This window comes from Ralstonia sp. Ralssp110, from assembly GCF_047325135.1.
GTDB lineage: Bacteria > Pseudomonadota > Gammaproteobacteria > Burkholderiales > Burkholderiaceae > Ralstonia > Ralstonia mojiangensis.
In genome coordinates, this window is the sequence record NZ_CP168610.1 from 2,793,795 (window position 1) to 2,819,513 (window position 25,719).

The 25,719-nt window shown below is 65.3% G+C and carries 20 protein-coding genes and 1 pseudogene; 19 read left to right on the plus strand and 2 right to left on the minus strand.

The window, feature by feature from the left end:
• Window positions 1-31: 31 nt before the first annotated feature.
• On the minus strand, window positions 32-1,066 hold the full coding sequence (locus ACEN9T_RS22030) for a serine/threonine protein kinase (protein ID WP_413707060.1): 1,035 nt from the start codon (window positions 1,064-1,066) through the stop codon (window positions 32-34).
• 5 nt (window positions 1,067-1,071) lie between these two features.
• Entirely contained in the window at window positions 1,072-2,742 is a 1,671-nt protein-coding gene (locus ACEN9T_RS22035; protein ID WP_092973752.1) for a DEAD/DEAH box helicase, read from the minus strand.
• A gap of 254 nt (window positions 2,743-2,996) precedes the next feature.
• On the opposite strand from ACEN9T_RS22035, the pseudogene ACEN9T_RS22040 reads away from it, so the two are divergent.
• The 19 genes and pseudogenes from ACEN9T_RS22040 to ACEN9T_RS22130 form a co-directional block, all read left to right on the plus strand.
• Window positions 2,997-3,188 (plus strand): annotated as a pseudogene (locus ACEN9T_RS22040) (histone deacetylase family protein); the annotation flags it as partial.
• A gap of 258 nt (window positions 3,189-3,446) precedes the next feature.
• A complete protein-coding gene (locus ACEN9T_RS22045; protein ID WP_413707061.1) occupies window positions 3,447-4,511 on the plus strand; it encodes a TetR/AcrR family transcriptional regulator in 1,065 nt (354 codons plus the stop codon).
• Between the two features lie 117 nt (window positions 4,512-4,628).
• Window positions 4,629-7,139: an acyl-CoA dehydrogenase gene (locus tag ACEN9T_RS22050; protein WP_413707062.1), complete on the plus strand. Its 2,511-nt coding sequence runs from the start codon at window positions 4,629-4,631 to the stop codon at window positions 7,137-7,139.
• 32 nt (window positions 7,140-7,171) lie between these two features.
• Window positions 7,172-8,584: a 3-oxoacyl-ACP reductase gene (locus ACEN9T_RS22055; RefSeq protein WP_413707063.1), complete on the plus strand. Its 1,413-nt coding sequence runs from the start codon at window positions 7,172-7,174 to the stop codon at window positions 8,582-8,584.
• Window positions 8,585-8,618: 34 nt separating this feature from the next.
• A complete protein-coding gene (locus tag ACEN9T_RS22060; RefSeq protein ID WP_413707064.1) occupies window positions 8,619-9,512 on the plus strand; it encodes a MaoC/PaaZ C-terminal domain-containing protein in 894 nt (297 codons plus the stop codon).
• A 4-nt stretch (window positions 9,513-9,516) separates the two neighbouring features.
• The gene (locus tag ACEN9T_RS22065; RefSeq protein ID WP_413707065.1) at window positions 9,517-10,836 is read left to right on the plus strand and encodes an acetyl-CoA C-acetyltransferase; all 1,320 of its coding nucleotides are present in this window, start codon (window positions 9,517-9,519) and stop codon (window positions 10,834-10,836) included.
• Between the two features lie 89 nt (window positions 10,837-10,925).
• Entirely contained in the window at window positions 10,926-12,665 is a 1,740-nt protein-coding gene (locus ACEN9T_RS22070; RefSeq protein WP_092973193.1) for an AMP-binding protein, read from the plus strand.
• Between the two features lie 20 nt (window positions 12,666-12,685).
• Window positions 12,686-13,591, plus strand: a complete 906-nt coding sequence (locus tag ACEN9T_RS22075; RefSeq protein WP_413707066.1) for a DUF1571 domain-containing protein — start codon at window positions 12,686-12,688, stop codon at window positions 13,589-13,591.
• Window positions 13,592-13,802: 211 nt separating this feature from the next.
• Complete coding sequence (locus tag ACEN9T_RS22080) at window positions 13,803-14,729, plus strand: OmpW/AlkL family protein (protein ID WP_092973197.1); 927 nt, start codon at window positions 13,803-13,805, stop codon at window positions 14,727-14,729.
• A 140-nt stretch (window positions 14,730-14,869) separates the two neighbouring features.
• Window positions 14,870-15,868: an NAD(P)/FAD-dependent oxidoreductase gene (locus ACEN9T_RS22085; RefSeq protein ID WP_413707067.1), complete on the plus strand. Its 999-nt coding sequence runs from the start codon at window positions 14,870-14,872 to the stop codon at window positions 15,866-15,868.
• A gap of 90 nt (window positions 15,869-15,958) precedes the next feature.
• Window positions 15,959-16,372 carry a hypothetical protein gene (locus ACEN9T_RS22090; RefSeq protein WP_092973201.1) on the plus strand — a complete coding sequence of 138 codons (414 nt, stop codon included), beginning with the start codon at window positions 15,959-15,961 and terminating at the stop codon, window positions 16,370-16,372.
• 52 nt (window positions 16,373-16,424) lie between these two features.
• Window positions 16,425-17,795 carry a tRNA (N6-isopentenyl adenosine(37)-C2)-methylthiotransferase MiaB gene (gene miaB, locus ACEN9T_RS22095; protein ID WP_413707068.1) on the plus strand — a complete coding sequence of 457 codons (1,371 nt, stop codon included), beginning with the start codon at window positions 16,425-16,427 and terminating at the stop codon, window positions 17,793-17,795.
• A 21-nt stretch (window positions 17,796-17,816) separates the two neighbouring features.
• Complete coding sequence (locus tag ACEN9T_RS22100; RefSeq protein WP_092973202.1) at window positions 17,817-18,809, plus strand: PhoH family protein; 993 nt, start codon at window positions 17,817-17,819, stop codon at window positions 18,807-18,809.
• 12 nt (window positions 18,810-18,821) lie between these two features.
• Window positions 18,822-19,634: an rRNA maturation RNase YbeY gene (gene ybeY, locus ACEN9T_RS22105; protein WP_413707069.1), complete on the plus strand. Its 813-nt coding sequence runs from the start codon at window positions 18,822-18,824 to the stop codon at window positions 19,632-19,634.
• 372 nt (window positions 19,635-20,006) lie between these two features.
• Window positions 20,007-21,218: a hypothetical protein gene (locus tag ACEN9T_RS22110; RefSeq protein ID WP_413707070.1), complete on the plus strand. Its 1,212-nt coding sequence runs from the start codon at window positions 20,007-20,009 to the stop codon at window positions 21,216-21,218.
• Window positions 21,219-21,381: 163 nt separating this feature from the next.
• Window positions 21,382-22,275, plus strand: coding sequence for an HlyC/CorC family transporter (locus ACEN9T_RS22115; RefSeq protein WP_092973207.1), 894 nt, complete (start codon window positions 21,382-21,384; stop codon window positions 22,273-22,275).
• A gap of 64 nt (window positions 22,276-22,339) precedes the next feature.
• Window positions 22,340-23,851 carry an apolipoprotein N-acyltransferase gene (gene lnt, locus ACEN9T_RS22120; protein ID WP_413708499.1) on the plus strand — a complete coding sequence of 504 codons (1,512 nt, stop codon included), beginning with the start codon at window positions 22,340-22,342 and terminating at the stop codon, window positions 23,849-23,851.
• Window positions 23,852-24,026: 175 nt separating this feature from the next.
• The gene (glyQ, locus tag ACEN9T_RS22125) at window positions 24,027-25,013 is read left to right on the plus strand and encodes a glycine--tRNA ligase subunit alpha (RefSeq protein ID WP_024976606.1); all 987 of its coding nucleotides are present in this window, start codon (window positions 24,027-24,029) and stop codon (window positions 25,011-25,013) included.
• Window positions 25,010-25,669 (plus strand): hypothetical protein, encoded by a 660-nt coding sequence (locus ACEN9T_RS22130; protein ID WP_092973211.1) that lies wholly within the window; start codon window positions 25,010-25,012, stop codon window positions 25,667-25,669. The genes glyQ and ACEN9T_RS22130 overlap by 4 nt, the downstream gene beginning before the upstream one ends.
• Window positions 25,670-25,719 lie beyond the last annotated feature (50 nt).

Consider the following 25,719-nt stretch of genomic DNA (forward strand, 5'->3'; position numbering starts at 1 on the left):
AGCAGTCGCAAAGAAAAACCGCCGCTCGATTTCACCAGAGCGGCGGTTCGTCCAACAGCGCGATCTGCTCGCGCAATTCCAACACCCGGTCCTGCCAGTAGCGTTGCGTGTTGAACCACGGAAACGCTGCAGGAAACGCCGGATCGTTCCAGCGACGCGCCAACCATGCGCTGTAATGCAGCAAGCGCAGCGTGCGTAACGCTTCCACCAGATACAGCTCGCGCGTGTCGAACTCGCAAAAGTCTTCATAGCCGGCGAGCAGGCTGGCGAGCTGCGATTGCATCGATGCGCGATCGCCCGAGAGCAGCATCCACAAATCCTGCACGGCGGGGCCGGTGCGGCTGTCGTCGAAGTCGACGAAATGTGGGCCGGCGCTGCGCAGCGGATCGTCTTGCTTGGCGTCGGCCTCTTCGATCCAGAGCACGTTCGAGGCGTGGCAATCGCCGTGCAGGCGCAGCAGCGAGACGTCGCCCGCGCGGTCGTAGCAGCGGCGCACGCCGTCGAGTGCGGCATCGGCCACGCTGCGCCACGCCGGCAACAAATCGGTCGGGATGAAATCGTGTTCAAGCAGCCAATCGCGCGATTGCACGCCGAAGGTGTCGATGTCGAGCGCCGGACGGGCCATGAACGGTCGCTGCGCCCCGACAGCGTGGATGCGGCCAAGGAAGCGGCCCATCCATTCGAGCGTGTCGTCCTGGTCGATGGCTGGCACGCGGCCGGCGCAACGCGGGAAGACCGCGAAGTGCCAGCGTTCGAACGCGTGCAGCGTACGGCCATCGATTTCCAGCGGCGCGATCACGGGGATTTCCGCCGCTGCCAGTTCGGCCGTAAAGCTGTGCTCTTCGACGATCTGCGTGTCGGACCAGCGGTCCGGGCGGTAGAACTTGACCACCACTGGCGCGCTGTCTTCCACGCCGGCCTGGTAGACGCGGTTTTCGTAACTGTTGAGCGCGAACATGCGGCCGTCCGGCATCAGCCCGACCTGCGCCAGCGCATCGAGGATGCTGTCGGGCGTCAGGCCGTCGTAGGGCGCTTCAGCTGATGCGGGCTGACCGTCGTCGTGCATGAACGTCAGGCTTTACGGCCGCCGAGCAGCGCTGCAGCCTTGGCGAACAGGCCGTTGAACGGCTGCTTGGCCGGCTGCCCCTTGTGGGCTGGCTGCGCGGCCTGCGTGTTGGATGCGCGACGTTGTTGGCCGCCCTGCGCGCCTTGCCCATTGCCCTGACCCTGACTTTGGCCATTGCCTTGGCGTTGGCCGCGTGCTTGCGATTGGCCATTGCGCGGTTTCGGCGCAGCTTGGCCGTCACGTTGACCCTGCTGACCTTGCGCCTGACGTTGGCGGCTGCCGGCGCCATTGCGACCCTGGCCTTGGCCCTGATTCTGACCCTGACCTTGACTATTACCGTTAGCGCTCGACTCACGGCGCGGTTCGCGAGGTTCACGCGGCGCCCGCGGCTCGCGTGGCGCAGCGTTGGCGCTGGCCTGACGAGGCTGCTGGCTGCGGCCACCGCCAGGGCGGCCGCCGCGCGCGTTGCCGCCACGGCCCGCCGAGTTGCGCCCGTTCGGAATCGGCTCTGCCACGATGGTCGGGTCCGGCTCGAAACCTTCCAGCACGGTACGCGGCAGTTCGCGCTTGATGAGGCGCTCAATGTCACGCAGCAAACCGTGCTCGTCCACGCAGACCAGCGAGATCGCCTCGCCTTGCGCACCCGCACGGCCCGTGCGGCCGATACGGTGCACGTAGTCCTCCGGCACGTTCGGCAGATCGAAGTTGACCACGTGCGGCAGTTGGTCGATGTCGATACCGCGCGCGGCGATGTCGGTGGCAACCAGCACGCGCAGCGTCCCGGCCTTGAACTCCGTCAGCGCGCGCGTGCGTGCCGATTGGCTCTTGTTGCCGTGGATGGCCAGCGCGGGAATGCCGTCGCGCGTGAGCTGCTCGGCCAGGCGGTTCGCGCCGTGCTTGGTGCGCGTGAAGACCAGCACCTGATGCCAGTCGTTGTCGCGCACGAGCTTGGCCAGCAGTTCGCGCTTGCGCTCGCGATCGACCGGATAGATGCGTTGTTCGACCGTCTCGGCCGTCGTGTTGCGGCGCGCGACTTCGATCAGCGCCGGCTTGTCGAGCAGACGGTCGGCCAGTTCGCGAATGTCATCTGAGAACGTTGCCGAGAACAGCAGGTTCTGACGCTTCGGCGGCAGGATGTTGAGGATCTTGCGGATGTCGTGGATGAAGCCCATGTCGAGCATGCGATCGGCTTCGTCCAGCACCAGCAGTTCAATGTGCGACAGATCGATGGTGCGCTGACCGACGTGGTCCAGCAGACGGCCCGGCGTTGCCACGACGATATCGACACCGCGCTTGAGCGCATCGATCTGCGGGTTGATGCCGACGCCGCCGAACATCACCATCGACTTTAGCGGCAGGTATTTGCCATAGGCGCGCACGCTTTCTTCCACCTGCGCGGCGAGTTCGCGCGTGGGCGTCAGCACCAGCGCACGGATCGGAAAGCGCATGCCCTGCGGCGTTTGCACCTTGTTGGGCTGCGATGCAGACAGGCGATGCAGCAGCGGCAGCGTGAAACCGGCGGTCTTGCCGGTGCCGGTCTGTGCACCGGCGAGCAGGTCACCGCCCTTGAGGATGGCGGGGATGGCCTGGCGTTGAATCGGAGTGGGTTCTGCGTAGCCGAGTTCGGCCACGGCACGTACCAGCTTGTCTGACAAGCCGAGTTCGGAAAACGACATGGAAAAGCGATTGGACCGGCGTGTCCCGCGCATTCGTTCGTGCGCCAATCGTGGACAAAGCCTGGGTAGGTGACGGGGCGACTGGACCCCGGGGACTGCAAGAAGAGCGCTAGTTTAACAGGTGATGGTGTTTACCCCACCGGCGCCCGCAATGCCGCCAACGGCGCATTCACCACATCCCCAACCGCTCCGCCAACGAATACCGCCGGAAATGCGCGAGGAATGCGCCTTCGGCTGCTGACAGACGCCGCTCCGTCTATGGCGAAGACCCGCAATCGCAGGTGGATGTCTCGACGCAGGGTTTCGACCGGCTTGGCCAGGCCGGCGGCGTGATCGGGTTGCCGACGCTGGTCGTCCAGGAAGGCGGCTATCACCTCCCCGCCCTTGCACAAAACGCTGCCGCATTCTTGGGCGCCCTGACCTCGCTCTATCAGCCGGCCGGCTGACCCGCCAATCGGGGCGCTGACCTCCCTTTAGCTTTTTTGACGTTTGCGCCCACTTACTTTCCAAGCCACGTGTTTCATACGTTGGCTTGGCAACCTTCCCTCCTCTAGAGTGCCCGCTCGAATTGGACGCTTGGCGTTTTCAAACGTCTGTTCCTAACATGCCCGGGCAACCCCATACACATGTTTGAATCGTACGTTCGAGCGCTGCACTGCAGCAATCGAGCCCGATATCAGGCCTAAAAAAACGAGGTAGGAGACATGGGACGTCCTGGAGCAGGAGACACCAAGGGCCGCATTCTGGAAGCCACCGAACTGCTGTTCATCGAGTTCGGTTACGAGGCGATGTCGTTGCGGCAGATCACGGCGCGCGCCAAGGTCAATCTGGCCGCGGTCAACTATCACTTCGGCAGCAAGGAAGCGTTGATGCAGTCGGTGCTTGGGCGCCGGCTCGACCCGCTCAACACGCGCCGGCTGGCGCTGCTGGATGCGTGCGAAGAACGCTGGACGAAGGAGCAGTTGACCTGCGACCACGTGCTGGGCGCGCTGTTTGTGCCGGCGCTCCAGATGGCGCGCAACCCCGACACCGGCGGCCCTGCGTTCCTGCGGCTGATGGGACGCGTGTATTCCGATACCTCGCCGTTCGTGCAGAACTATCTGCTCGGCCACTACGCGCTGGTGTTCGATCGCTTCTTTGAAGCCTTTTCGCGTGCGCTGCCGCACCTGCCGCGCGCAGAACTGGGCTGGCGCCTGCACTTTGCGCTCAAGGCACTCGCCGGCGTGCTGGCCGGCGACGACCTTAACAACCTGCTCCCGCTCTTCACGCAGGGCAAGACGATGAACGACGCCTCGCTGCTGGCACGCCTCACGGCGCTGGTGGTGGCTACGCTCAACGCCCCGTTGCCAGGTGAGGCCGGCGCGCTCGATCAGGTGGTCGAACTGGCCGAAGCACAGGTGCCCACGCCCGTCGCGCAAGCAGACGATGCCCCCAACGGCAACGACAGCGGCAATAGCGGCTCCGGTCGACACGCAGGGCACGGCAATGGCCGCAGCAGCGAACGCAGCTCGACACCCACCGCCGCCTCGCCCTTCGCCGGCGACCTGTTCGGCCGCACACCCGCCGCACGCGCCCGCGCTGACGATGCCGCAGACGATCACGATGATCTCGGCGCCGATGAGCACGATGATCATCACGGTGACAACAGCGATGGCGACGGCCCCACGCCCTCTGCGCGCACCCGGGCATTGGCCATTCGCCGCAGCAATGCAGCTCGCGCGATCTTCCCGGCCAACCCGATGCGCCCTTGGCGCAGCCCTAACGCCTGACAACCCAGGCCCGGCGCCGATCTCCCGTGTGCTGGCACGGGAGTCGCTCGGGCATTCGACAGGTGCCGCCGCCTGTTCGAGACATCCGGCACATAGACGCATCGAATGGAGACCCTCATGACGACGATCTGGATCGTCCTGCTTTGCATCGGCGTGCTCGGGCTCGCCAGCATGGAAGCCTCGGCATTCGCCTGGCTGGTCGCGACCGCCGTGTGGCTGGTGGCCGGCGTCTGGCTGGGCCTGGTGGGCCCGGTACTGACCACGGTACTCGCCATCGTCTTTGTGCTGCCGGCGCTGGTGCTCGCGCTCAAGCCGTTGCGCCGGGCACTCATCACGCGCCCTGTGTTGGCGATGTTCCGCAAGATCATGCCGGAGATGTCGCAAACGGAGCGCGACGCCATTGAAGCGGGCACCGTCTGGTGGGATGCGGAACTGTTCTCCGGCCGACCCAACTGGTCGCGACTGCTCTCCTCGCCGCCGCCGCGCCTGTCGGCGGAAGAGCAATCTTTCCTCGATGTGGAAACCGAAAAGCTCTGCGACCTGGCCAACGATTGGGAAAGCACACAGATCTGGCAGGACCTGTCGCCCGAGGCGTGGGCCTATGCGAAGCGCGCCGGCTTCCTGGGCATGATCATCCCGAAGGAATACGGCGGCAAAGGCTTCTCGGCGTACGCGCATTCGCAGGTCATCATGAAACTGTCGACGCGCTGCTCCGCCGCAGCCGTGTCGGTCATGGTGCCGAACTCGCTGGGGCCCGCCGAGCTGCTTTTGCACTACGGCACCGAAGCGCAAAAGAACCACTACCTGCCGCGCCTCGCACGCGGCGAAGAAATCCCGTGTTTTGCGCTGACCAACGCGTATGCCGGCTCTGACGCAGCAGCCATTCCCGACGTGGGCGTGGTCTGCCACGGCATGCATGAAGGCCGTGAGACGCTGGGCTTTCGCGTGACGTGGAGCAAGCGCTACATCACCCTCGGCCCCATCGCAACGGTGCTGGGGCTGGCGTTTCGCGCGGTCGATCCGGATGGCTTGCTCGGTAGCGACAAGGAGCCCGGCATCACCTGCGCGCTCATCCCGACGAAGCATCCAGGTGTGAACATCGGGCGCCGCCATTGGCCGCTCAACGCGGTGTTCCAGAACGGCCCCAACTGGGGCAAAGACGTATTCATTCCCATCGACTGGGTCATCGGCGGCGAGGCGCAGGTCGGCCGCGGCTGGCGCATGCTGATGGAATGCCTGGCAGCGGGGCGGGCGATTTCGCTGCCCTCGTCCAACGTGGGCATGGCCAAGCTGGCCGTGCGCAGCACCGGCGCCTATGCCGCCGTGCGACGCCAGTTCCGTACGCCCATCGGCAAGTTCGAAGGGATCCAGGAAGCGCTCGGCCGCATGGGCGGCAACCTGTACATGATGGATGCGGCGCGGCGTTTGTCTGCGCTGGCCGTGGACCTGGGCGAGAAACCTTCGGTCATCTCCGCCATTGCCAAATACCACGTCACCGAACGTGCGCGCGATGTGGTGACCGATGCGATGGACATCGTCGGCGGCAAGGGCATCTGCATGGGGCCGAACAACTTCCTTGCGCGTGCATATCAGCAAGTGCCGATTGCCATCACGGTGGAAGGCGCGAACATCATGACGCGCTGCCTGATCATCTTCGGACAGGGCGTGATCCGCTGCCATCCGTATGTGCTGCGTGAGATGACGGCCGCGCAAGGTGCCGATTCACCCGAGACGCTGCAGGCGTTCGATACGGCGCTGTTCGGCCACGGCGCGTTCATCGCAGGCAACCTGGTGCGTGCGTTCCTGCACGCGCTCTCCGGCGGCCGCGTGGCGCCGGCACCGGGCAATGCCGCACCGGAAATGCAGCGCTACTACCAAGCCGTGAACCGCTTCTCGACCGCGCTGGCGCTGCTGTCCGATGTGTCGATGTTCACGCTGGGCGGCACACTCAAGCGCCGCGAAAGCATCACCGGGCGGCTGGGCGACATCCTCTCGCAGATGTATCTGATCTCTTCCACGCTCAAGCGCTTTGAAGATGAGGGCCGCCCTGCAGAAGACGCGCCGCTCGTGCATTGGTCCGTGCAGGACGCGCTGGTGAAGGCACACGATGCGCTCAACGGCGTGCTGGCCAACTTCCCGAACGCGGGCATCGCGGCGCTGCTGCGTGCGCTGATCTTCCCGTTCGGCACGCCGTATCGCAAGCCGTCGGATGCGCTGGCTGCGCAGGTTGCCGAGCTGATGCAAACGCCGGGCGCCGTGCGCGATCGCCTGCTGGCCGACTCGTACTGCCCGTCGCCCGAGGTCGACCCGATTGCCTACGGCGAAGCGGCCTTCCGCCTCCAACCGGCCGTGGACGCAATCGAGCAACGCTTGAAACCGGCCATCCGCGCAGGCAAGCTGCCGCCCGTGCCGCAGAGCCTGCCCGACTTCGAAGCCTGGACCGCACAAGCCGTGGCACAAAACCTCATCGACGAGAGCGAACGCAAGCAGCTGTGCGACTACGCGCGCTACGGTGAGCACGCAGTCGCCGTGGACGACTTCCCGCCCGACTTCAACCTGATGGCCGACCTGCAGCGCCGCAAGGATGCGCTCGATGCCCTGCAGGCCGCTGAGCGCCGCGCAGCCTGAGGGTCCGGGCCTGACCAACGACAACAACAACGATGCAAGACAAGTACCTCGATTTCGTCGGTTCCGGTTTCGGCAAGTGGCTGTCGGCCAACCTCGGCCTGCCGCAGCCGGTGCCGTTGCGCCGTTATGTGCCCGGCGAACCGGAATTTGTCGGGCCGTTCCTGGTGGGCGCAGCGCCGGGCGGCTCCATGCGCGAGACGCTCGCCGCGCTGTTTGCCGAGGCCGGCGTACCCACGCGCTTTCATGAAAGCGATCCGGAATGGCTTGGCGCTGCCAACCGGCACGGGCAGATCACGGGCCGCTTTGTCGCGCCCACGGGCAAGGACGGCGACGCGTTCGATCGCATTGGCGGCATCGTCTTCGACGCCACGGGCATTGCGACGGTCGAAGGCCTCGATGCGCTGTATCAAGTGTTCCACGATGGCGTCCGGGCCATCGGCCGTTGTGGGCGCGTAGTGGTGATCGGGCGTCCACCGGAGGGCTGCAAGACGCCCGAGGCGGCGATCGCGCAGCGCGCGCTGGAAGGACTGACGCGATCGCTCGGCAAGGAAGTCCGGCGCGGCTGCACGGCGCAGCTCGTCTACGTAGCGGAGGGTGCGGAAAACGTAGCCGCATCGACGCTGCGCTTTCTGCTGTCGGCGCGCTCGGCGTATGTGTCGGGGCAAGTGGTGCGCGTGCATCGCGCCGCAGCGGTCTCGGTGGATTGGCAGAAGCCGTTGGCCGGGCGCACCGCGCTGGTGACAGGCGCCTCGCGCGGCATCGGTGCGGCCATTGCGCACGTGCTGGCGCGTGACGGTGCGCGCGTACTTTGTCTGGATGTGCCCGCCGCGCAGGAAGCGCTGAACGCGGTCGCGCAGGAAATCGGCGGTGAAGCCATGGCGTACGACATTGCTGCGCCCGAAACGCCCGCGCTACTCGCGCAGCAACTTGCCGCATTGGGCGGCATCGACATCCTGGTGCACAACGCGGGCATCACGCGCGACAAGACCATCGCCCGCATGACCGAACCCGCGTGGCGCAGCGTGCTGGATATCAACCTCACCGCGCAGTTGCGCATCAACGACGCGCTGCTTGCGGCCAATGCGCTGCATGCGGGCGGGGCCATCGTGTGCGTGTCGTCCATCAGCGGCATTGCGGGCAACCTGGGGCAGACCAACTATGCAACGTCCAAGGCTGGCGTAATTGGCCTCGTGCAGGCCGGCGCACCGTTGCTGGCCGAACGCGGCATCACCATCAACGCCGTTGCGCCCGGCTTTATCGAAACGCAGATGACAGCGGCCGTGCCGTTTGCCATCCGCGAAGCCGGCCGCCGCATGAACGCGATGAGCCAGGGCGGCCAGCCGGTCGACGTGGCCGAGACAATTGCGTGGTTCGCCAACCCCGCGTCGAACGGTGTGACAGGCAACATCGTGCGCGTGTGCGGACAAAGTCTGCTGGGAGCCTGACGCAACCATGCGCTCGCTAGCCCTGCACTCCCCGATGATCGCAACCCAGACGCTGGTGACCGAGCCGCCGTCGCCGGGTGCACTGGCCTGGCGCGCGTTGCTGTCGCAACGCAAGGGCAGGCGCGGTGGCCCGTTGCCGCGCCACACCCTGGTGCGGCAGGAAGTGCCGCTCGAAGCGGAGCACATCGCGCAGTACGCAGCGGTGTGCGGCTTCTCCTCCGCGCATGGCGTGCCGATGACGTATCCGCATCTTCTGGGCTTTCCGCTGCAGCTCATGCTGATGACGGAATCGGCGTTTCCCTATCCGGTGATCGGCCTGGTGCACCTGTGCAACACGATCCGCCAGCACCAGCCTCTGCAGGCAGGTGAGCGGGTGCGCGTGGAAGTACGCCCGCGCCGGTTGTTCCACCATGCACGCGGGCAGGCGTTCGCTATTGAGACGGCCGTCATCAGGGGCCGTACGGTGATATGGGAATCGCTTTCCACCTACCTGCGCGTGGGGGTGTCTTCTCCGCAGGGCGCACCGTTGATCGGGCTGCCAAATGCGCAGGAGTTGTCGCCCATCGGCCATTGGGACGTGCCCGCCGATACCGGCCGACGCTACGCCGGCGTGTCGGGCGACTGGAACCCCATCCACGTATCCAGCATCGGCGCGAAGCTGTTTGGCTTTGCGCACCCCATCGCCCACGGCATGTGGACGAAGGCCCGTGCGCTGGCCGCGCTGCTGCCCGCCGCACCGCTCACGCAAGGCGAAGTGGTGGCCGAATTCAAGACGCCGCTGTCGCTGCCGGGGGCGGCGACGCTGTGGCAGGCCCACGAGGCCGCGCCCGGCCGCGCATTTGAAGTGCGCAACGCCGCGGGCGACAAACCCTATCTGCGCGGCATGCTGACGTTGCCGCAGGCACAACAAGAAAACACGGGAGACTGAATTCATGCTCGTCAACGCGCAGGTACGCCGCGTCGCCATCCTCGGGGGTAACCGCATTCCGTTTGCCCGCTCGAACACGGCCTACGCCACGGCGTCGAACCAGCAGATGCTGACCGCCGCGCTGCAGGGCCTGATCGACCGCTTCAACCTGCACGGCCAGCGCCTGGATGAAGTCGTGGCTGGCGCCGTCATCAAGCACGCGCGCGATTTCAACCTCACGCGCGAAACGGTGCTCTCAACCACGCTTGCCAAGCAGACACCCGCGTACGACATCCAGCAGGCATGCGGCACGGGTCTGGAAGCCGCCATCCTCGTCGCCAACAAGATCGCGCTGGGGCAGATCGATGTGGGCATTGCCGGCGGCACGGATACCACGTCCGATGCGCCCGTTGGGCTCAACGAGAAGATGCGCAAGATCCTGCTGGAGGCCAACCGCGCCAAATCCACCAGCGCGCGCGTCAAGGCGCTGGCCGGGCTGCGGCCGTCGATGTTTGTGCGCCCCTTGCTGCCGCGCAACAGCGAACCGCGCACCGGCCTGTCAATGGGCGAACACTGCGAGTTGATGGCCAAGCGCTGGGGCATCCGCCGCGAAGATCAGGACGCGCTGGCCCTGCGCAGCCACCACAACCTCACGGCCGCCTACAAGCGCGGCTTCTTCACCGACTTGATGACCGCCCACCTCGGGCTCGATCGCGACAACAACCTGCGCAGCAACCTGACCATCGAGCAACTGGCGAAGCTGCAGCCGGTATTCGACCGCAGCGCGGCCGGCACCATGACCGCCGGCAACTCCACGCCGCTCACCGACGGCGCATCGTGCGTGCTGCTCGCGAGCGAGGACTGGGCCCGCGCGCACAACCTGCCCGTGCTCGCCTACATGACCTGCGCGGATACGGCCGCCGTCGATTTCTTCAGCGGCACGCCCGAGCAAAACGAGGGGCTGCTGATGGCGCCGGCCTACGCCGTGTCGCGCATGCTGCAACGCGCGGGGCTCACGCTGCAGGATTTCGACTACTACGAGATCCACGAAGCCTTTGCCGCACAAGTGCTGTGCACACTGGCGGCATGGGAGTCGCCGGAATACTGCCGCGAGAAGCTCGGCCGCAGCGGCCCCATGGGCAGCATCGACCGCAGCAAGCTCAACGTGAACGGCAGCTCGCTGGGCACGGGTCATCCGTTTGCCGCCACGGGCGGCCGCATTGTCGCCACGCTGGCCAAGATGCTGGCACAGCGCGGCAGCGGGCGCGGGCTGGTGTCGATCTGTGCCGCTGGCGGACAAGGTGTCGTCGCCATTCTGGAGCGCCCCGAAACGATGTCGCATTGAACCTTCGGGCCAATACGGGAACGGCCCGACCCGAGAACCCGCGCGGCACATAACAAAACCACGCCGCGTTTTTCATGGACGGAGACACCATGAACACCGTTGCCGACCGCAACAGCCTTACCGACCGCATCTGGCTGAAGTCGTACCCCGAGGGCGTACCCGCCGAAATCAATCCCGATCGCTATCACTCGCTGGTCGAGGTGTTTCGCGAATCGGTGGAGAAGTACCGCACCCGCGTCGCCTACGTGAGCGTCGGCACCGAGATGACCTACGACGAATGCGAACGCCAGGCCAAGCAGTTTGCGGCGTGGCTGCAATCGCGCGGCGTGAAGAAGGGCGACCGCGTAGCGATCATGTTGCCCAACAGCCTGCAGTACCCCGTGTGCCTGTTCGGCACGCTGCTGGCCGGCGCCATCGTCGTCAACGTCAACCCGCTGTACACGGTGCCGGAACTGACGCACCAGCTGCGCGATTCCGGCGCGCAGACGATCGTCGTGCTGGAGAACTTCGCACGCACGCTGGAGCAGGCGCTGCCCGGCAGCGAGATCCGCAACATCGTCATTACCGGCATTGGCGACCTGATGGGCGGTGCACTCAACCTCAAGGGCCGCGCGCTGAACTTCGTGATGCGCCACGTGCAGAAGCAAGTGCCGCCCTACAAACTGCCTTCGCCGGTCTGGCTGCGCGATGCGTTGGCCGGGGGCAGCTCACGCGCAATGCAACCAGTACAACTGGCGCCGGAAGACATCGCCTTCCTGCAATACACCGGCGGCACCACGGGTGTGGCCAAGGGCGCGATGCTTACTCACCGCAACATCATCGCCAACCTGCTGCAGGCCGAAGAGTGGTCCAAGAGCATGCTCAACGGCGGCGTGGAAACCAATGTCACGCTGTTGCCGCTGTATCACATCTTCTCGCTCACGGTGAACCTGCTGATGTTCATGACGCTGGGTGGGCGCAATATCCTGATCGCCAATCCGCGTGACACCAAGCGCGTGATTTTCATCCTGCGCAACGAGCGCTTCTCGGGCATTGCGGGCGTGAACACGTTGTTCAATGCACTGCTGGAAGATCCCGACTTTGCCAAGCGCGATTTCTCGGCCATGAAGATCACCATCGGTGGTGGCATGGCGGTGCAGCGGGCGATCGCGCAGCGCTGGAAAGAGGTGACGGGCCATACCATCGTTGAAGGCTACGGGCTGACGGAATGCTCGCCAGTCGTGTCGATGAACCCGCCGCACGTAACCGAATTCAGCGGCACGATCGGGCTGCCCGCGCCGTCCACCGAAGTACGCTTCAAGCGCGACGACGGCACGATCGCCCCGCTGGGCGAACCGGGCGAACTGCAGGTGCGTGGGCCGCAAGTCATGCGCGGCTACTGGCAGCGCCCCGATGAAACTGCCAAATCCATCGATGCCGAGGGCTGGTTCTCCACCGGCGACATTGGTGTGATGGACGCCAACGGCTACATCCGCCTGATCGACCGCAAGAAAGACATGATCTTGGTCTCGGGTTTCAACGTGTACCCGAACGAGATCGAAGACGTGGTGGCACTGCATCCTGAGGTGCTGGAGGTGGCGGCCATTGGCGTGCCCGATCCGGTAGCGGGCGAGCGCGTGAAGATCATCGTGGTGCCGCGCACGGGCGCCCTGACCGAGCCCGCGCTGCTCGAACACTGCCGCGCCCATTTGACCGGCTACAAGATGCCGCGCATCGTCGAGTTCCGCCATGAGGAATTGCCCAAGTCGACTGTGGGCAAGATCCTGCGCCGCGAGTTGCGCGATGCCGATCCGGACATCAAGCGCGCCCGTGCGCAGGTGCAGCAATAACGCCAACATCGGAGACCTGTATGCAGTTGCGTACCCTCGCCCTGGCCACGGTGCTGGCCGGCGCCGCACACGCCTGGGCCCAGCCTGCAGCGCCGGAGGCTTCCGCGCCTGCCGCGGCCGCACCGACCGCCGCATCGCAATCGGCGGCCATCGCCAGCTTTGCCGCCATGGACATCGCCAGACAGACGGCTTGGCTCGGCAGCCAGGTCCACGCTAACGCGTTTGCGGGCTGGTCTGACGAAGACGTCATCGCCATGGCGCAAGCCATGAAACCCGAAACGCTGGTGCGCTGGCTCAAGGCTGAGGTGGCCAAGCTGCCGGAATATGAATACCGCATGCGCCGCCAGGAACGCGTCAAAGACCAGTGGCAAAGCCAACCGGCGCTCATGCTGATCCGCTATCGCAATGCGCCGCGCCAGGTCTACGCGCGTTGGCTCAAAGGCGGTTCGCACGCCGGTCAGGAAATCATCTACGACGAAACCGTGCGCAAGGATGAGATGTACGGCCACCTTGGCGGGCTCGTCGGTTTCGTGGCGATCTGGAGTGCGCTGGATGGCTCGCTGGCCAGATCGCAGTCGAACCACACGGCGCGCGAGCTGGGGCTGCAGTTCATCGTCGATACGCTCGAACGCGACGGACGTGCCCACTTGGCAGCCGGCGGCAGCGGCAAGTTCAGTGAAGCCAAGATGGTGACCGAAGACGGTGAGCGCATGCTGCGGCTGACGTGGGATGCGCCAAGTGGACCACCCACGTTCTACGCCAAGCGCGTACGCCTGTATTTCGACCTCAAAAACCCGTGGGTGCGCATTGAAGAAGCGTGGGACGAATCAGGAAATCAGCTCGAGAAAATCGTTATTGAGAGCGTGACGCGCAAGACCTGGAACGACCAGACTTTCAACCCTAAAAATCCGGAGTACAAATTTTAGACTGCCGCCCGGAGACCGTTGTGGGTCAAGGCTCCGCCGACCGGTGGAGAGTATGAAACGAGACTAGGGGAAACCCCTTGTTGCGTGCGTACACGCTAGAGGAAAACTTCGATCATCGCGGCGCAACCGAACAAAAGCGCTGCGTTATGCTGCGGAAACACAAATCGCCACACCAAGGCGTGATAACAATCCAATCCAGAGAGACAACCACATGAACCGCACCGCCCGCCGCCTTGCTGCAGCCCTTGCCTGCGCTGCCGCCAGCACACTTGCTGCCCCCCTGGCTCACGCCCAATCCACCGCAGAGGCCAATGTGGCCGCAAGCGCCAGCAGCGGTAGCGGCAGTGGCACTAGCAGCGGTGGCGGCTTCAGCGGTTTCATGGACAACTACGTCTGGGGCCGTAACGTCATGGCACTGGGCTGGTTCTACATTCGCCCGATGGATTCGGCCACGCCGCTGACCACCACCACCAGCGCGCTGGGCCTGGGCACCTACCAGTCGCCAGGAACTGACGTGAAAGTCAGTAACGCGAATACGCTGTCGCTCACGTTCACGCACTTCTTTACCGACAACATCGCCGGTACGTTCGTGGGTGGCGTGCCTCCCAAGTTCAACCTGTATGGCAGCGGCAATGTGATCGCGCCGGTGCCGGTTGTCGGACCGCTGACGCTGATCAACCTGGGCCTGCCGCAAAACAACCCGGTCGCCACCGTGCGTGAATGGAGCCCGGCGATCGTCGCGCAGTACTACTTCGGCACCAAGGAAAGCAAGCTGCGCCCGTTTGTCGGCGCAGGCGTCAGCTACAACTTCTTTACCAACCTGAAGCTGAATCAAAACTTCGTCAACGGCCTGCAAAATCTGGGGCAGGTGCTGCAGCTCGGCATGGGCCAGGTTCCGACGGGCCCGGCCAAGGTGACGGCGGAAACGTCCAGCTCGTGGACGCCCGTCGCCAACGTGGGCGTGTCGTATGAGTTCGCCAAGAACTGGACCGCCATCGGCACGGTGTCGTATCTGCCGCTGAAGACGACCTCCACCATCACGATCCGCAGCCAGCAAGGCCAGGTGCTGGCGGTCAATAAGACCGACATCAAGGTCGACCCGGTCGTGTTCGGGCTGGCCGTGGGTTACAAGTTCTAAGCCGCAGAATTGCGCCATGGCAAACGCCACCTCCGGGTGGCGTTTTTCATTGGGGCGCGACCCGATATCATGGCGGACTATTACGCGCTGATTGACGCGCCGATTTCCGGATTCCCCCGCCCCACACCCATCTCTCATCCATGAGCCAGCCTTCCATCGCCATCGTCGGAGCCGGCATTGCCGGTGTTGCCTGTGCCAACGCGCTTGCCGCAGAAGGCATTGCCACCACGGTCTATGAGCGCGCGGGCGGTGTGGGGGGCCGGTTAGCCACCACGGTGCTGCCCGAAGCCGCACCGGCGTATGCGTTCGACCACGGCGCGCAGTCGTTCAACGTGCGCAGCGAGGCGTTCCGCCGCGCGGTAGATGCCGCCGGCCGTCAAGGCTCGGTGCTGCCGTGGCCTGCGCGCTGGGGCCATCGCACGGCCGATGGGCTGGAAGCCGATTCACGCGACGAAGCCCGCTACGTCGGCCTGCCCGGCATGGGCGCGCTGGTGCGCAGCCTGGCGACGCCACTGGATGTGCGTTTCGGCCACGCCGTTACACGTGTGGCGCACGATGGCCGGCGCTGGACGATCGAGCGCGACGGCACAGAGACCGCGCACGCCGACATCATCGCGCTGGCCCTGCCTGCGCCCGAACTACCGGCGTTGTTTCATGGCGCCACGCCGGCGTCGCTGCAGGAAGCCATCGCCCCGGTGCACTACGCCCCGTGCTGGGCGCTGATGATGGGTTTTGTGCAACCGCTGGACCTGCCGTATGACGGCATCCGGATCGACGACGACATGCTCGCCTGGGCCGCCCGTGACAACACCAAGCCGGGCCGCGTCATGGTCGATGAATCCTGGGTGGTGCATGCATCGCCGGGCTGGTCGGCCGCACATGCTCAGGACACGCCCGAACAGGCGCTCCACGCCATGCACACCCGCTTTGCCGAAGCCTTCCCGGGCATGCCCCAGCCTGATGTGATGGCCGCGCACCTGTGGCCGCACGCACTGGTGGAGCAGTCCGCCGGCATGCCCTGCCACTGGGACGCCGCCGCCCGCCTGGGTGCCTGCGGTGATTGGTGCGAAGGCCCGCGCGTGGAAGCCGCGTTCCTGAGCGGCGTGGCCTTGGCCGCCAAGATTGCCGAAGCGCTATAAGACTTCGCCCCGGAACGCTACAATATCGGGTTGTCTCGTGTTTCGTGTGCCGGGTCGCTCACCCGGCGGTGGCTTTCTCCTGACGACGCCATGCGCACCCGACGCCAAGTCCTCGCCCTCGCCTTTGCTGCCGTTGCTGCGGCATCAGCGCCGCTGCTGTCCCATGCGCAAGTGCTGCGTAACATTCCGGCGGCGGCTCCGGCAGCCCAGTTGACCATCAATTCGGCCAACTCCGGCACGCTGAGTACCGGCAGCACCGGGATCGTCCGCATCCTGCTGTTGGGCTTTGGGAGCACCAGCGCCGATATCCGCTTCGCCCCGGGCGTGCGGATCCTGTCGCTGGATGGGCGGCTGCTTCCACCGGGTTCGGTGGTCGGCCAGACGTTCAAGGTGCGCTATCAGCTCGATCTGTATCAGCAGTTGCTGACAGCCTGGGTTGTCAGCGATGACGATTACAAGGCTGCGGTGGCGGCACAAAGTCAGGCGCAAGCGCAGTCCCAGTAGTCAGAGCCCTCCACGAAGCACGTGCCCCCAGGTCAACCACTGTGAACGGCACATGAAAAAAGTCTTCATCAAAACCTACGGCTGCCAGATGAACGAGTACGACTCGGACAAGATGTCCGACGTGCTCAACGCGGCTGAAGGCCTCGTCCCCACCGACACGCCCGAAGATGCGGACGTGATCCTCTTCAACACATGCTCCGTGCGCGAGAAGGCGCAGGAAAAGGTGTTTTCCGAGCTCGGCCGCGTCAAGGCACTCAAGGCGCTCAAGCCGGATCTCGTGGTCGGCGTAGGTGGCTGCGTGGCCAGTCAGGAAGGCGCGTCCATCGTGGCGCGCGCACCTTACGTGGACGTGGTGTTCGGCCCGCAGACGCTGCACCGCCTGCCCGACCTGATCGCGGCGCGCCGCCGTACGGGCCGCTCGCAGGTCGACGTGTCCTTCCCCGAAATCGAAAAGTTCGACCACCTTCCGCCCGCGCGCGTGGATGGCGCCACCGCCTTCGTGTCGATCATGGAAGGCTGCTCGAAGTACTGCAGCTACTGCGTGGTGCCGTACACGCGCGGCGAAGAAGTCTCGCGCCCGTTCGACGACGTGCTGGCCGAAGTGGCTGGCTTGGCCGAGCAGGGTGTGCGTGAAGTCACGCTGCTGGGCCAGAACGTCAACGCCTACATCGGCAAGATGGGTGATACCAGCGAGCGGGCGGACTTCGCGCTGCTGCTGGAATACGTCGCCGAGATTCCGGGCATCGAGCGCATCCGCTACACGACCAGTCACCCGAAGGAATTCTCCACCCGCCTGATCGAGGCGTACGCCACCAACCCGAAGCTGGTCGACCACCTGCACCTGCCCGTGCAGCATGGCTCCGACCGCATCCTGATGGCGATGAAGCGTGGCTACACGGTGCTCGAATACAAGAGCAGCATCCGCAAGCTGCGCGCGATCCGGCCGAACATCTCGATCGCCACCGACTTCATCGTCGGTTTCCCGGGCGAGACCGATGTGGATTTCGCCAAGACGATGGACCTGATCCACGAGATCGGCTACGACACGTCGTTCAGCTTCATCTACAGCCCGCGCCCCGGCACGCCGGCCGCCAACCTGCACGACGACACGCCGCAGGCCGTCAAGCTCGAACGCCTGAAACATTTGCAGGCGACCATCGAAGAAAACGTAGCACGCATTAGCCAAGGCATGGTCGGCAGCGTGCAGCGCATTCTGGTGGAAGGCCCGTCGCGCAAGGATCCGACGGAATTGCACGGCCGCACCGAGAACAACCGAGTCGTCAACTTTGCGCTGCCCGATCTGCCGCAGGCGCGCCGCGAACAGCTGATCGGCCAGATGCTCGACGTGCGCATCGTGCATGCGTTCCCGCATTCGCTGCGTGGCGAAGTGGCGGAACAACGTACGGCCAGCGCGACTCACTGATCGTCAACACGACCTGACTTGATGAAACCCACCACCGCAGAATTCACAGCGCCGAAGAACGACAACACGCGCCTGCAGAACCTGTGCGGGCCGCTGGACGAGAACCTGCGCCAGATCGAGCAAGCGCTGGACGTGACCATCAACCGGCGCGGCAGCAAGTTCACCGTGCGTGGCGCCAATGCACAAGGTGCGGCCAACGCGCTGGAGACGTTCTACAACGCCGCGCGTGAGCCGCTGTCGGTGGACGACATCCAGCTCGGCCTGGTGGAAACCCGCCAGGTGGCCGCACACGGGGCGTACCTGCCGGAATCGAGCGCCGACGTGCCGGATGGCAATGATCTGTCGCCGGTGCTGCACACGCGGCGCACCGATCTGCATGGCCGCACACCGATGCAGCGCGAGTACCTGCGTAGCATCCTCTCGCACGACCTGTCGTTCGGCATCGGCCCCGCGGGTACGGGCAAGACGTATCTGGCAGTGGCCTGTGCGGTGGACGCGCTGGAGCGCGACGCCATCAAGCGCATCGTGCTGACACGCCCCGCCGTGGAAGCCGGCGAACGCCTGGGCTTCCTGCCCGGCGATCTTGCACAAAAGGTGGACCCGTACCTGCGCCCGCTGTACGACGCGCTGTACGATCTGCTCGGCTTCGACAAGACGCAGAAGATGTTCGAGCGCCAGATGATCGAGATCGCGCCGCTGGCGTACATGCGCGGGCGCACGCTCAATCACGCCTTCATCATCCTGGACGAAGCCCAGAACACCACGCCTGAACAGATGAAGATGTTCCTCACGCGGATCGGCTTCGGCTCCAAGGCGGTGATCACCGGCGATACAACGCAGATCGATCTGCCGCGCGGCCAGAAGAGCGGCCTGATCGAAGCGCAGCATGTGCTGCGTGACGTGCGCGGCGTAGCGATGACGCGCTTTACCAGCGTTGACGTGGTGCGGCACCCGCTGGTGGCCCGCATCGTCGAGGCCTATGACGAATTCCATGCCCAGCATAAAGATGCATAAGGACACCTGAACGTGGCTAAAGCAAAGACCGATACCAAAGCAAAACCCAAGAAGACCCAACCCACGGCGGCCGAGTCATTCGGCCCACGCGTCGACGTATTCGACGCCCAAGGCAAACCCAAGACGGTCGACGCCAGCGCGCTGCGCATCGCATTTGCCGATGGTCGCAGCCTGATCCTCGGTCTGCCGAATACCGTGGACGGGCCAATCACCCTGGTTGCCGAGCACGCCGACGCCGACATGCACGCCATGCTCTCGCTGCGCCCCGAGCACCACGACAGCATCACGTTGCGCATCGAAACCCAGGCCGCTGAGTTGGCCGACTCCAAGGAAGAAGCCTTCGATGACGACACTGCCGGCGCCGAGATGCTCACGCTCGACCTGACGGTGCAGTACGGCGACGAACTCAAGGCCGCCGCACGCAAGGCGCTGCCCAAGGAGCAAGACATCGAAGCGTGGATCGCCCCCGCGCTGTTTGCCGATGCGCAACTCAACGTGCGCTTTGTCGGCGAAGAAGAAGGTCGCACGCTCAACCGCACCTACCGCGGCAAGGACTACGCGACCAACGTGCTGACCTTCTCGTACGCAGAGAGCGAGGAAGACCCGGTCTCCGCCGACATCGTGCTCTGCTGCGCGGTGGTCGAAAAGGAAGCGAAGGAACAGAAGAAGCCGCTGCTCGCGCACTACGCGCATCTGATCGTGCACGGCGCGCTGCACGCCCAGGGCTACGACCACGAAGATGCGGCCGATGCAAAGGAAATGGAAGGCATCGAAACGGAGATCCTTCGCGACCTCGGTTTTGCCGATCCGTACGCAGCTCGTTAAAGCGCAACGCGCTTGATGTTCAAACGCCGGCCTCGCGCCGGCGTTTTGCTTTTGCATGTTCCATTCTTGTAGCGTGCTGTTTCAACACTGAATCAACCCGCATTGACGCAAACCCAGTTCCGACAACGGTTTACGGGTTTTCCTCCGCCATTCGGCGCATGCTCGCGCCGTTCGAATCGCGCATACACGTCGCACAGGCCGTCGGCCATCCGGAACCCTCGCCGCTCTCCGTATGGCGCATGGGTTTTGCCGTAGCGATTTCTATCCTCCACGCATAAGCCGCCGCTCGAGCGCGCTTCACGAATTCGGCGCAAACGAGCGCCATCGGCCAGCCCGGGCACAGACGGGCGAGGCCACCGCGGGGAGGTCATCATGCGTCAACGCTTCATGGACAGCATTCCGTGGGCCACGCTGTTGGTTGGCGTGGGTGTCGGCACGGCGCTGGCGGTCACGCCGCGCATCGCACACGCTGATCACAAGCAATCGTGCTATGCGGGCATCGTGGTCGTGTTCGACGGCGCGTGGCATCCAGGCGCGGTGGTCGGTTGCCGCACGGTCAACATCTCCGACAGCAACAACGTGGTCGGCGCCGAGGTGAACCTGATGGTCGCGCAAGGCACCATCCGGCCGCGTGTGCAGGCGGTGGTGGGCAGCACGAGCGTGCAGGCGCTCATTGGCGGCGGCTACGACTTTGCGAGCAGCAAGGCGCTGGTGGGCGTCGGCGCCACGGGCGACCATTGGCTCGCGGGCGTTGACATGGAAATCGCCGGACGCTGGACGGCCTACGGTGGCGCGAGCACGCTGGGCCGGTATCACAGCAATTCGCGTCCTGCAGACCCGGCACCTGCCGCAACCACGCCGACGAGCAACAACGAGGCGCCGCCACCCAACGGCAACAACACGCCGCCGCCCTCCAAGCCCAGCCCCACACCGGCCCCGGCACCGGGCGCGTCGCCCAGCCCCGGCCCCACGCCGGCCCCAACACCGAGCCCCGGGCCAAGCCCGTCGCCGACGCCATCGCCGAGTCCGACTCCCAGCCCAACACCGACACCGACACCAGCCCCGACGCCGACGCCGAGCCCATCGCCGGTCCCATCGCCGTGCGGAAGCTGCCACGGAGGCGGCCACCATCACGGGCACCACCATGATCACGACCACGATCATGACCACGGCGGACATCACGGTGGCGATCACGACCATGGTGGAAATGGCAATCACGGCGGTGACCACGACCATGGCGGCGACGGCAATCACGGCGGCGATCACGACCATGGCGGCGATGGCAATCACGGCGGCGATCACGGCCATGGCGGCGATGGCAACCACGGTGGCGATCACGATCATGGCGGCGACGGCAGCCACGGTGGCGATCACGACCATGGCGGCGATGGCAACCACGGCGGTCATCACGACCATGGCGGCGATGGCAACCACGGCGGCGAGGGTGACGACTCAGGCGGGCACGGTCAGCATCACGGTCAGGACGATGGAGACCGCGGCCAGAACGACAATCATCAAGGCAGCGAAGGCAGCAATACGCACGACAACGGCCAGCAACGCGGCGGTGATGGCGGGCACGACTGACCGCTACCCCTTCGGCAGATCGCCCATCGTTGACGCGCCCGAACCCGGCCTCCATATGTGAAACAAGAAGCACTTCCGGAGGCTGGGCGGCCACCCCGCGTCATCGGGGCGGCAGGGCTTTTGGTGTATGCTGGGCCGATGTTTAACGACGCGCGACCGCGCCATGAATGATCCGTATCCCAGTCCGAAGCCAGCCGACAAACCCCGTACGCTGCTGGAACGCCTGACCGACCTCATCTCGCCCGAGCCCGAATCGCGGGCCGAGCTGCTCGAAATCCTCCAAGACGCCCATGCGCGCAACCTGATCGACGCCGACTCCTTGTCGATGATCGAAGGCGTCTTCCAGGTCTCAGACCTGTGCGCGCGCGACATCATGATCCCGCGCGCGCAGATGGATGCGCTCAACATCGCCGACGCGCCGTCAGAATTCATCCCGTTCGTGCAGGAAGCCGCGCATTCGCGCTTCCCCGTCTACGAGGGCAGCCGCGACAACATCATCGGCATCCTGCTCGCCAAGGACCTGCTGCGCTTCTACACCGACGAAGGCTTCGATGTGCGCGACATGCTGCGCCCGGCCGTGTTCATCCCCGAATCCAAGCGACTGAACGTGCTGCTGCGCGACTTCCGCGTCAATCGCAACCACATCGCCATCGTCGTTGACGAATATGGCGGCGTGGCCGGCCTCATCACCATCGAAGATGTGCTCGAGCAGATCGTCGGCGACATCGAGGACGAATACGACTTCGACCAGGAAGAAGACAACATCCTGCCGACCGCCGATGGCCACATGCGCGTGCGCGGACTGACCGAAATCAGCCAGTTCAACGAAGCCTTCGGCACACATTTCTCCGACGAAGACGTCGATACCGTGGGCGGACTGCTGTCCAACCACCTGGGCCGCGTGCCACACCGGGGCGAGAAGATCGTCATGGGCACGCTGCAGTTCGACGTGCTGCGCGCCGATGCGCGCCAGGTGCAGGTGCTGCTCGTGCGCCGCCTCACCACGCCAGCCGGCGGCAATGCCACGGCCGACACCTCTGGTTCTCACCCCGCCTGATCCTTCCGTGCCCGCTCAGTTCTCTTCCCCTGCCGCACCGTCCCGTCGGCAGGACGCCCAAGCTGTGCCGCTCGCGCGGCTGCGTTTTGCGATGCCGCTGGCAGCGCTGCTTGGCGTCATGCATACGCTGTCGTTCGCGCCGAACCACTGGTGGTGGCTGCAGATCCTCTCGCTGACGGGGCTGGCCGCGCTCGTGCAGCGCGCCCCGCGTTTGCGTGATGCAGCATGGGTTGGCTATGCGTTCGGGCTCGGCTGGTTCCTGTCGGGCGTCTGGTGGCTCTATATCAGCATGCACGTCTACGGCGACATGCCGGCATGGATGGCCGCGCTGGCCGTGCTGCTGTTCGCTGGCTATCTGGCGCTGCATCCGGCGCTGGCGGTGTGGGCATGGCAGTGGCTAACACGACGCGGACGGTGGTCCGGCACCGCATCCGCGCTGGTATTTGGCGCGGCATGGGCCGTCACGGAGTGGCTGCGCGGCACGGTCTGGACAGGCTTTCCCTGGATCAACGGCGGCTACGCGCACACCGATGGCCCACTGGCCGGTTATGCACCGCTGGTGGGCGTCTACGGCATCGTGCTGATCGCCGCAGTGCTGGCGGGTCTGCTGTGTGTCGCGGCCGAGCGCCGCCTGCACTGGCTGGCAGGCATCGCGGGTGCGCTTGTGCTGGTAGCGGGCTTGCCGCTGCACGGCATTGCGTGGACAGAACCCGTGGGCAAACCCATTTCCGTACGCCTCTTGCAGGGCAATGTGCCGCAGGACGTGAAGTTCCAGCAGACCGGCATCGAGCGCTCGCTGGAGCTGTACACCAAGATGGTCACCGCGAAGCCCGCGCAACTCGTGGTCACGCCCGAGACGGCCTTCCCGATCATGATTCAGGAGATGCCGCAGGAGATCGCGCTGGCCATCCGTACCTACGTCGATACCACCGGCTCCAGCGTGCTCTTTGGAGCCGCCAGCGAGGACTCGCGTGTCGACTACACCAACAGCGTGTTCGGCGTCGGTCCGCAATTCCAAGGCGTCTACCGCTACAACAAGCACCACCTCGTGCCCTTCGGCGAGTTCATCCCCTTCGGTTTCCACTGGTTCGTCAACATGATGAACATGCCGCTGGGCGACTTCCGGCGCGGCCTGCCCGTGCAGCCGCCCATGGCGGTGGCCGACCAGCGTGTCGCGCCCAACATCTGCTACGAGGATTTGTTTGGCGAGGAAATTGCCGCCTCGCTGCGGCATGCGGATCAGCCCGCCACGATGCTCGCGAACGTGACGAATCTTGCGTGGTTTGGCGACACGATCGCGTTGGACCAGCACCTGCAGATCTCGCGCATGCGCGCACTGGAAACGGGCCGTCCGATGCTGCGCGCCACCAACACGGGGGCGACCGCCGTGGTGCAGCCCGACGGCAGCGTACAGGCCCGTCTGCCCGTCTTCACGCTTGGCACATTGCAGACCGACGTGCAAGGCACGCAAGGCCTGACGCCATTCGTGCGGACCGGCAACGCGCCCGCGCTGGGCCTGGGCGCGCTGGTTCTGCTGGTGGCATTCGTGCGCCGCCGCCGGGCTTCGGCAGATTGATCGTTCAGCGTCCGGAGGGCTTTCGAGCCACTTTCCGGAGTCGCTGACAAAAAACGCTAAAATTCAACGTTTTACGGCGGGCACGGAGCCAGGCGCTTCTCGTGCCCGCCGCTGCATTCCACCGTCGCGCGGCGCAACGCACGTTCCGTGCCGCCGCGGACCAACGGGTACCACCATGCTTACCTTCCAGCAACTCATTCTCAAGCTGCAGTCGTACTGGGACGCCCAGGGCTGCGCCCTGCTGCAACCGATCGACCTCGAAGTCGGCGCCGGCACGTCGCACGTGCACACCTTCCTGCGCGCGATCGGCCCGGAGCCGTGGCGTGCCGCCTACGTACAACCGTCGCGCCGCCCCAAGGACGGCCGCTACGGCGAGAACCCAAACCGCCTGCAGCATTACTACCAGTACCAAGTGGTGCTCAAGCCGGCGCCGGAAAACATCCTCGATCTGTACCTCGGTTCGCTGGAAGCGCTGGGCCTGGACCTGAAGCAGAACGACGTCCGCTTTGTGGAAGACGACTGGGAGAACCCCACGCTCGGCGCCTGGGGCCTGGGCTGGGAGGTGTGGCTCAACGGCATGGAAGTCACGCAATTCACGTACTTCCAGCAAGTCGGCGGCCTCGACTGCAAGCCTGTGACCGGTGAGATCACCTACGGCATCGAACGTCTGGCGATGTACCTGCAGCAGGTCGAGAACATCTACGACCTGGTCTGGACGGAGTGGGAAGAGCCGGGCCCGAATGGTCCCGTGAAGCGCCGCCTGACCTACGGCGACGTCTATCACCAGAACGAAGTCGAGCAATCGACGTACAACTTCGAGCAGGCCGACACGACCGTGCTGTTCCGCCGCTTTGCCGAGCACGAAGCCGAAGCCAAGCGCCTGATGGGCGTGCGCGCAGAAGGTGATGCCGCTGCCGAGGGCGACGCACCTGTCGTGCAACTGGCCCTGCCCGCCTACGAGCAGGTGCTCAAGGCCGGCCACACCTTCAATCTGCTGGACGCGCGCGGCGCCATTTCAGTAACGGAGCGCGCCGCCTACATCGGCCGCATCCGCAACCTGTCGCGTCTGGTCGCGCAGGCTTACTACGACTCGCGCGAGCGCCTCGGCTTCCCGATGTGCGGCACGGCCGCTGCCGCCGCCAAGACCACGGAGGCCGCATGACGGCCAACCGAGCACGGCGTGGCCTGGCGCTGCTGACGGCAGCGTCCATCGCCGCGCTGGCGCTACCGGCGAGCGTCGCGCAAGCGGCGCGGCATCGCACGTCCAAGGCGGCATCGACGGAGAAGGTTTTTGTCGTGCCCAGCACCCTGACGCAGCTTTGCGTGGCCGATTCCAAGCCGCTTCAGCAAGCGCTGAGCACAGCGTGGACGCCACCGCCGCCGTCGATCGATCAATGGACGAGCCTGGTGCGCACGATGGCCTGCGACCTGTCGGGCGCGCGTGACCTCGGCTGGCATCGCGTGCCGTTGCGCACGTATGCGACGGCCCTGCGCTTCCCACTCACGTGGGTGGAGTGGCAAGGCACCGGCGCAAAGGCACAGCGCCGTGCGCGGGTGTTCCGCTCGGCGGGGCAACTGCCGAGCCGTCTGGAATTCAACGTATCCGGCACGCTGCAAGAGGTGCGTTACGACGCGCGCCGCGGCTTGCTGTCGGCCCGCTTCCTGCGCCGCGATGCGGCTGCGCCCGGCACCACCCCTGCGCCGATTGCACCGCCTCCGCCGCCGGGCCAGTGCGCCGGCACGCAATTGCAGTTCCAGCAGCAGAACGGCGTGTGGCTGCTGTCGGGTGTGGAGCCCGTGCCCGGCTCGCCCTGCTGATCACTGAACCGAACAACACAACGTACCGCCGCAACTGATCTGAACACCAA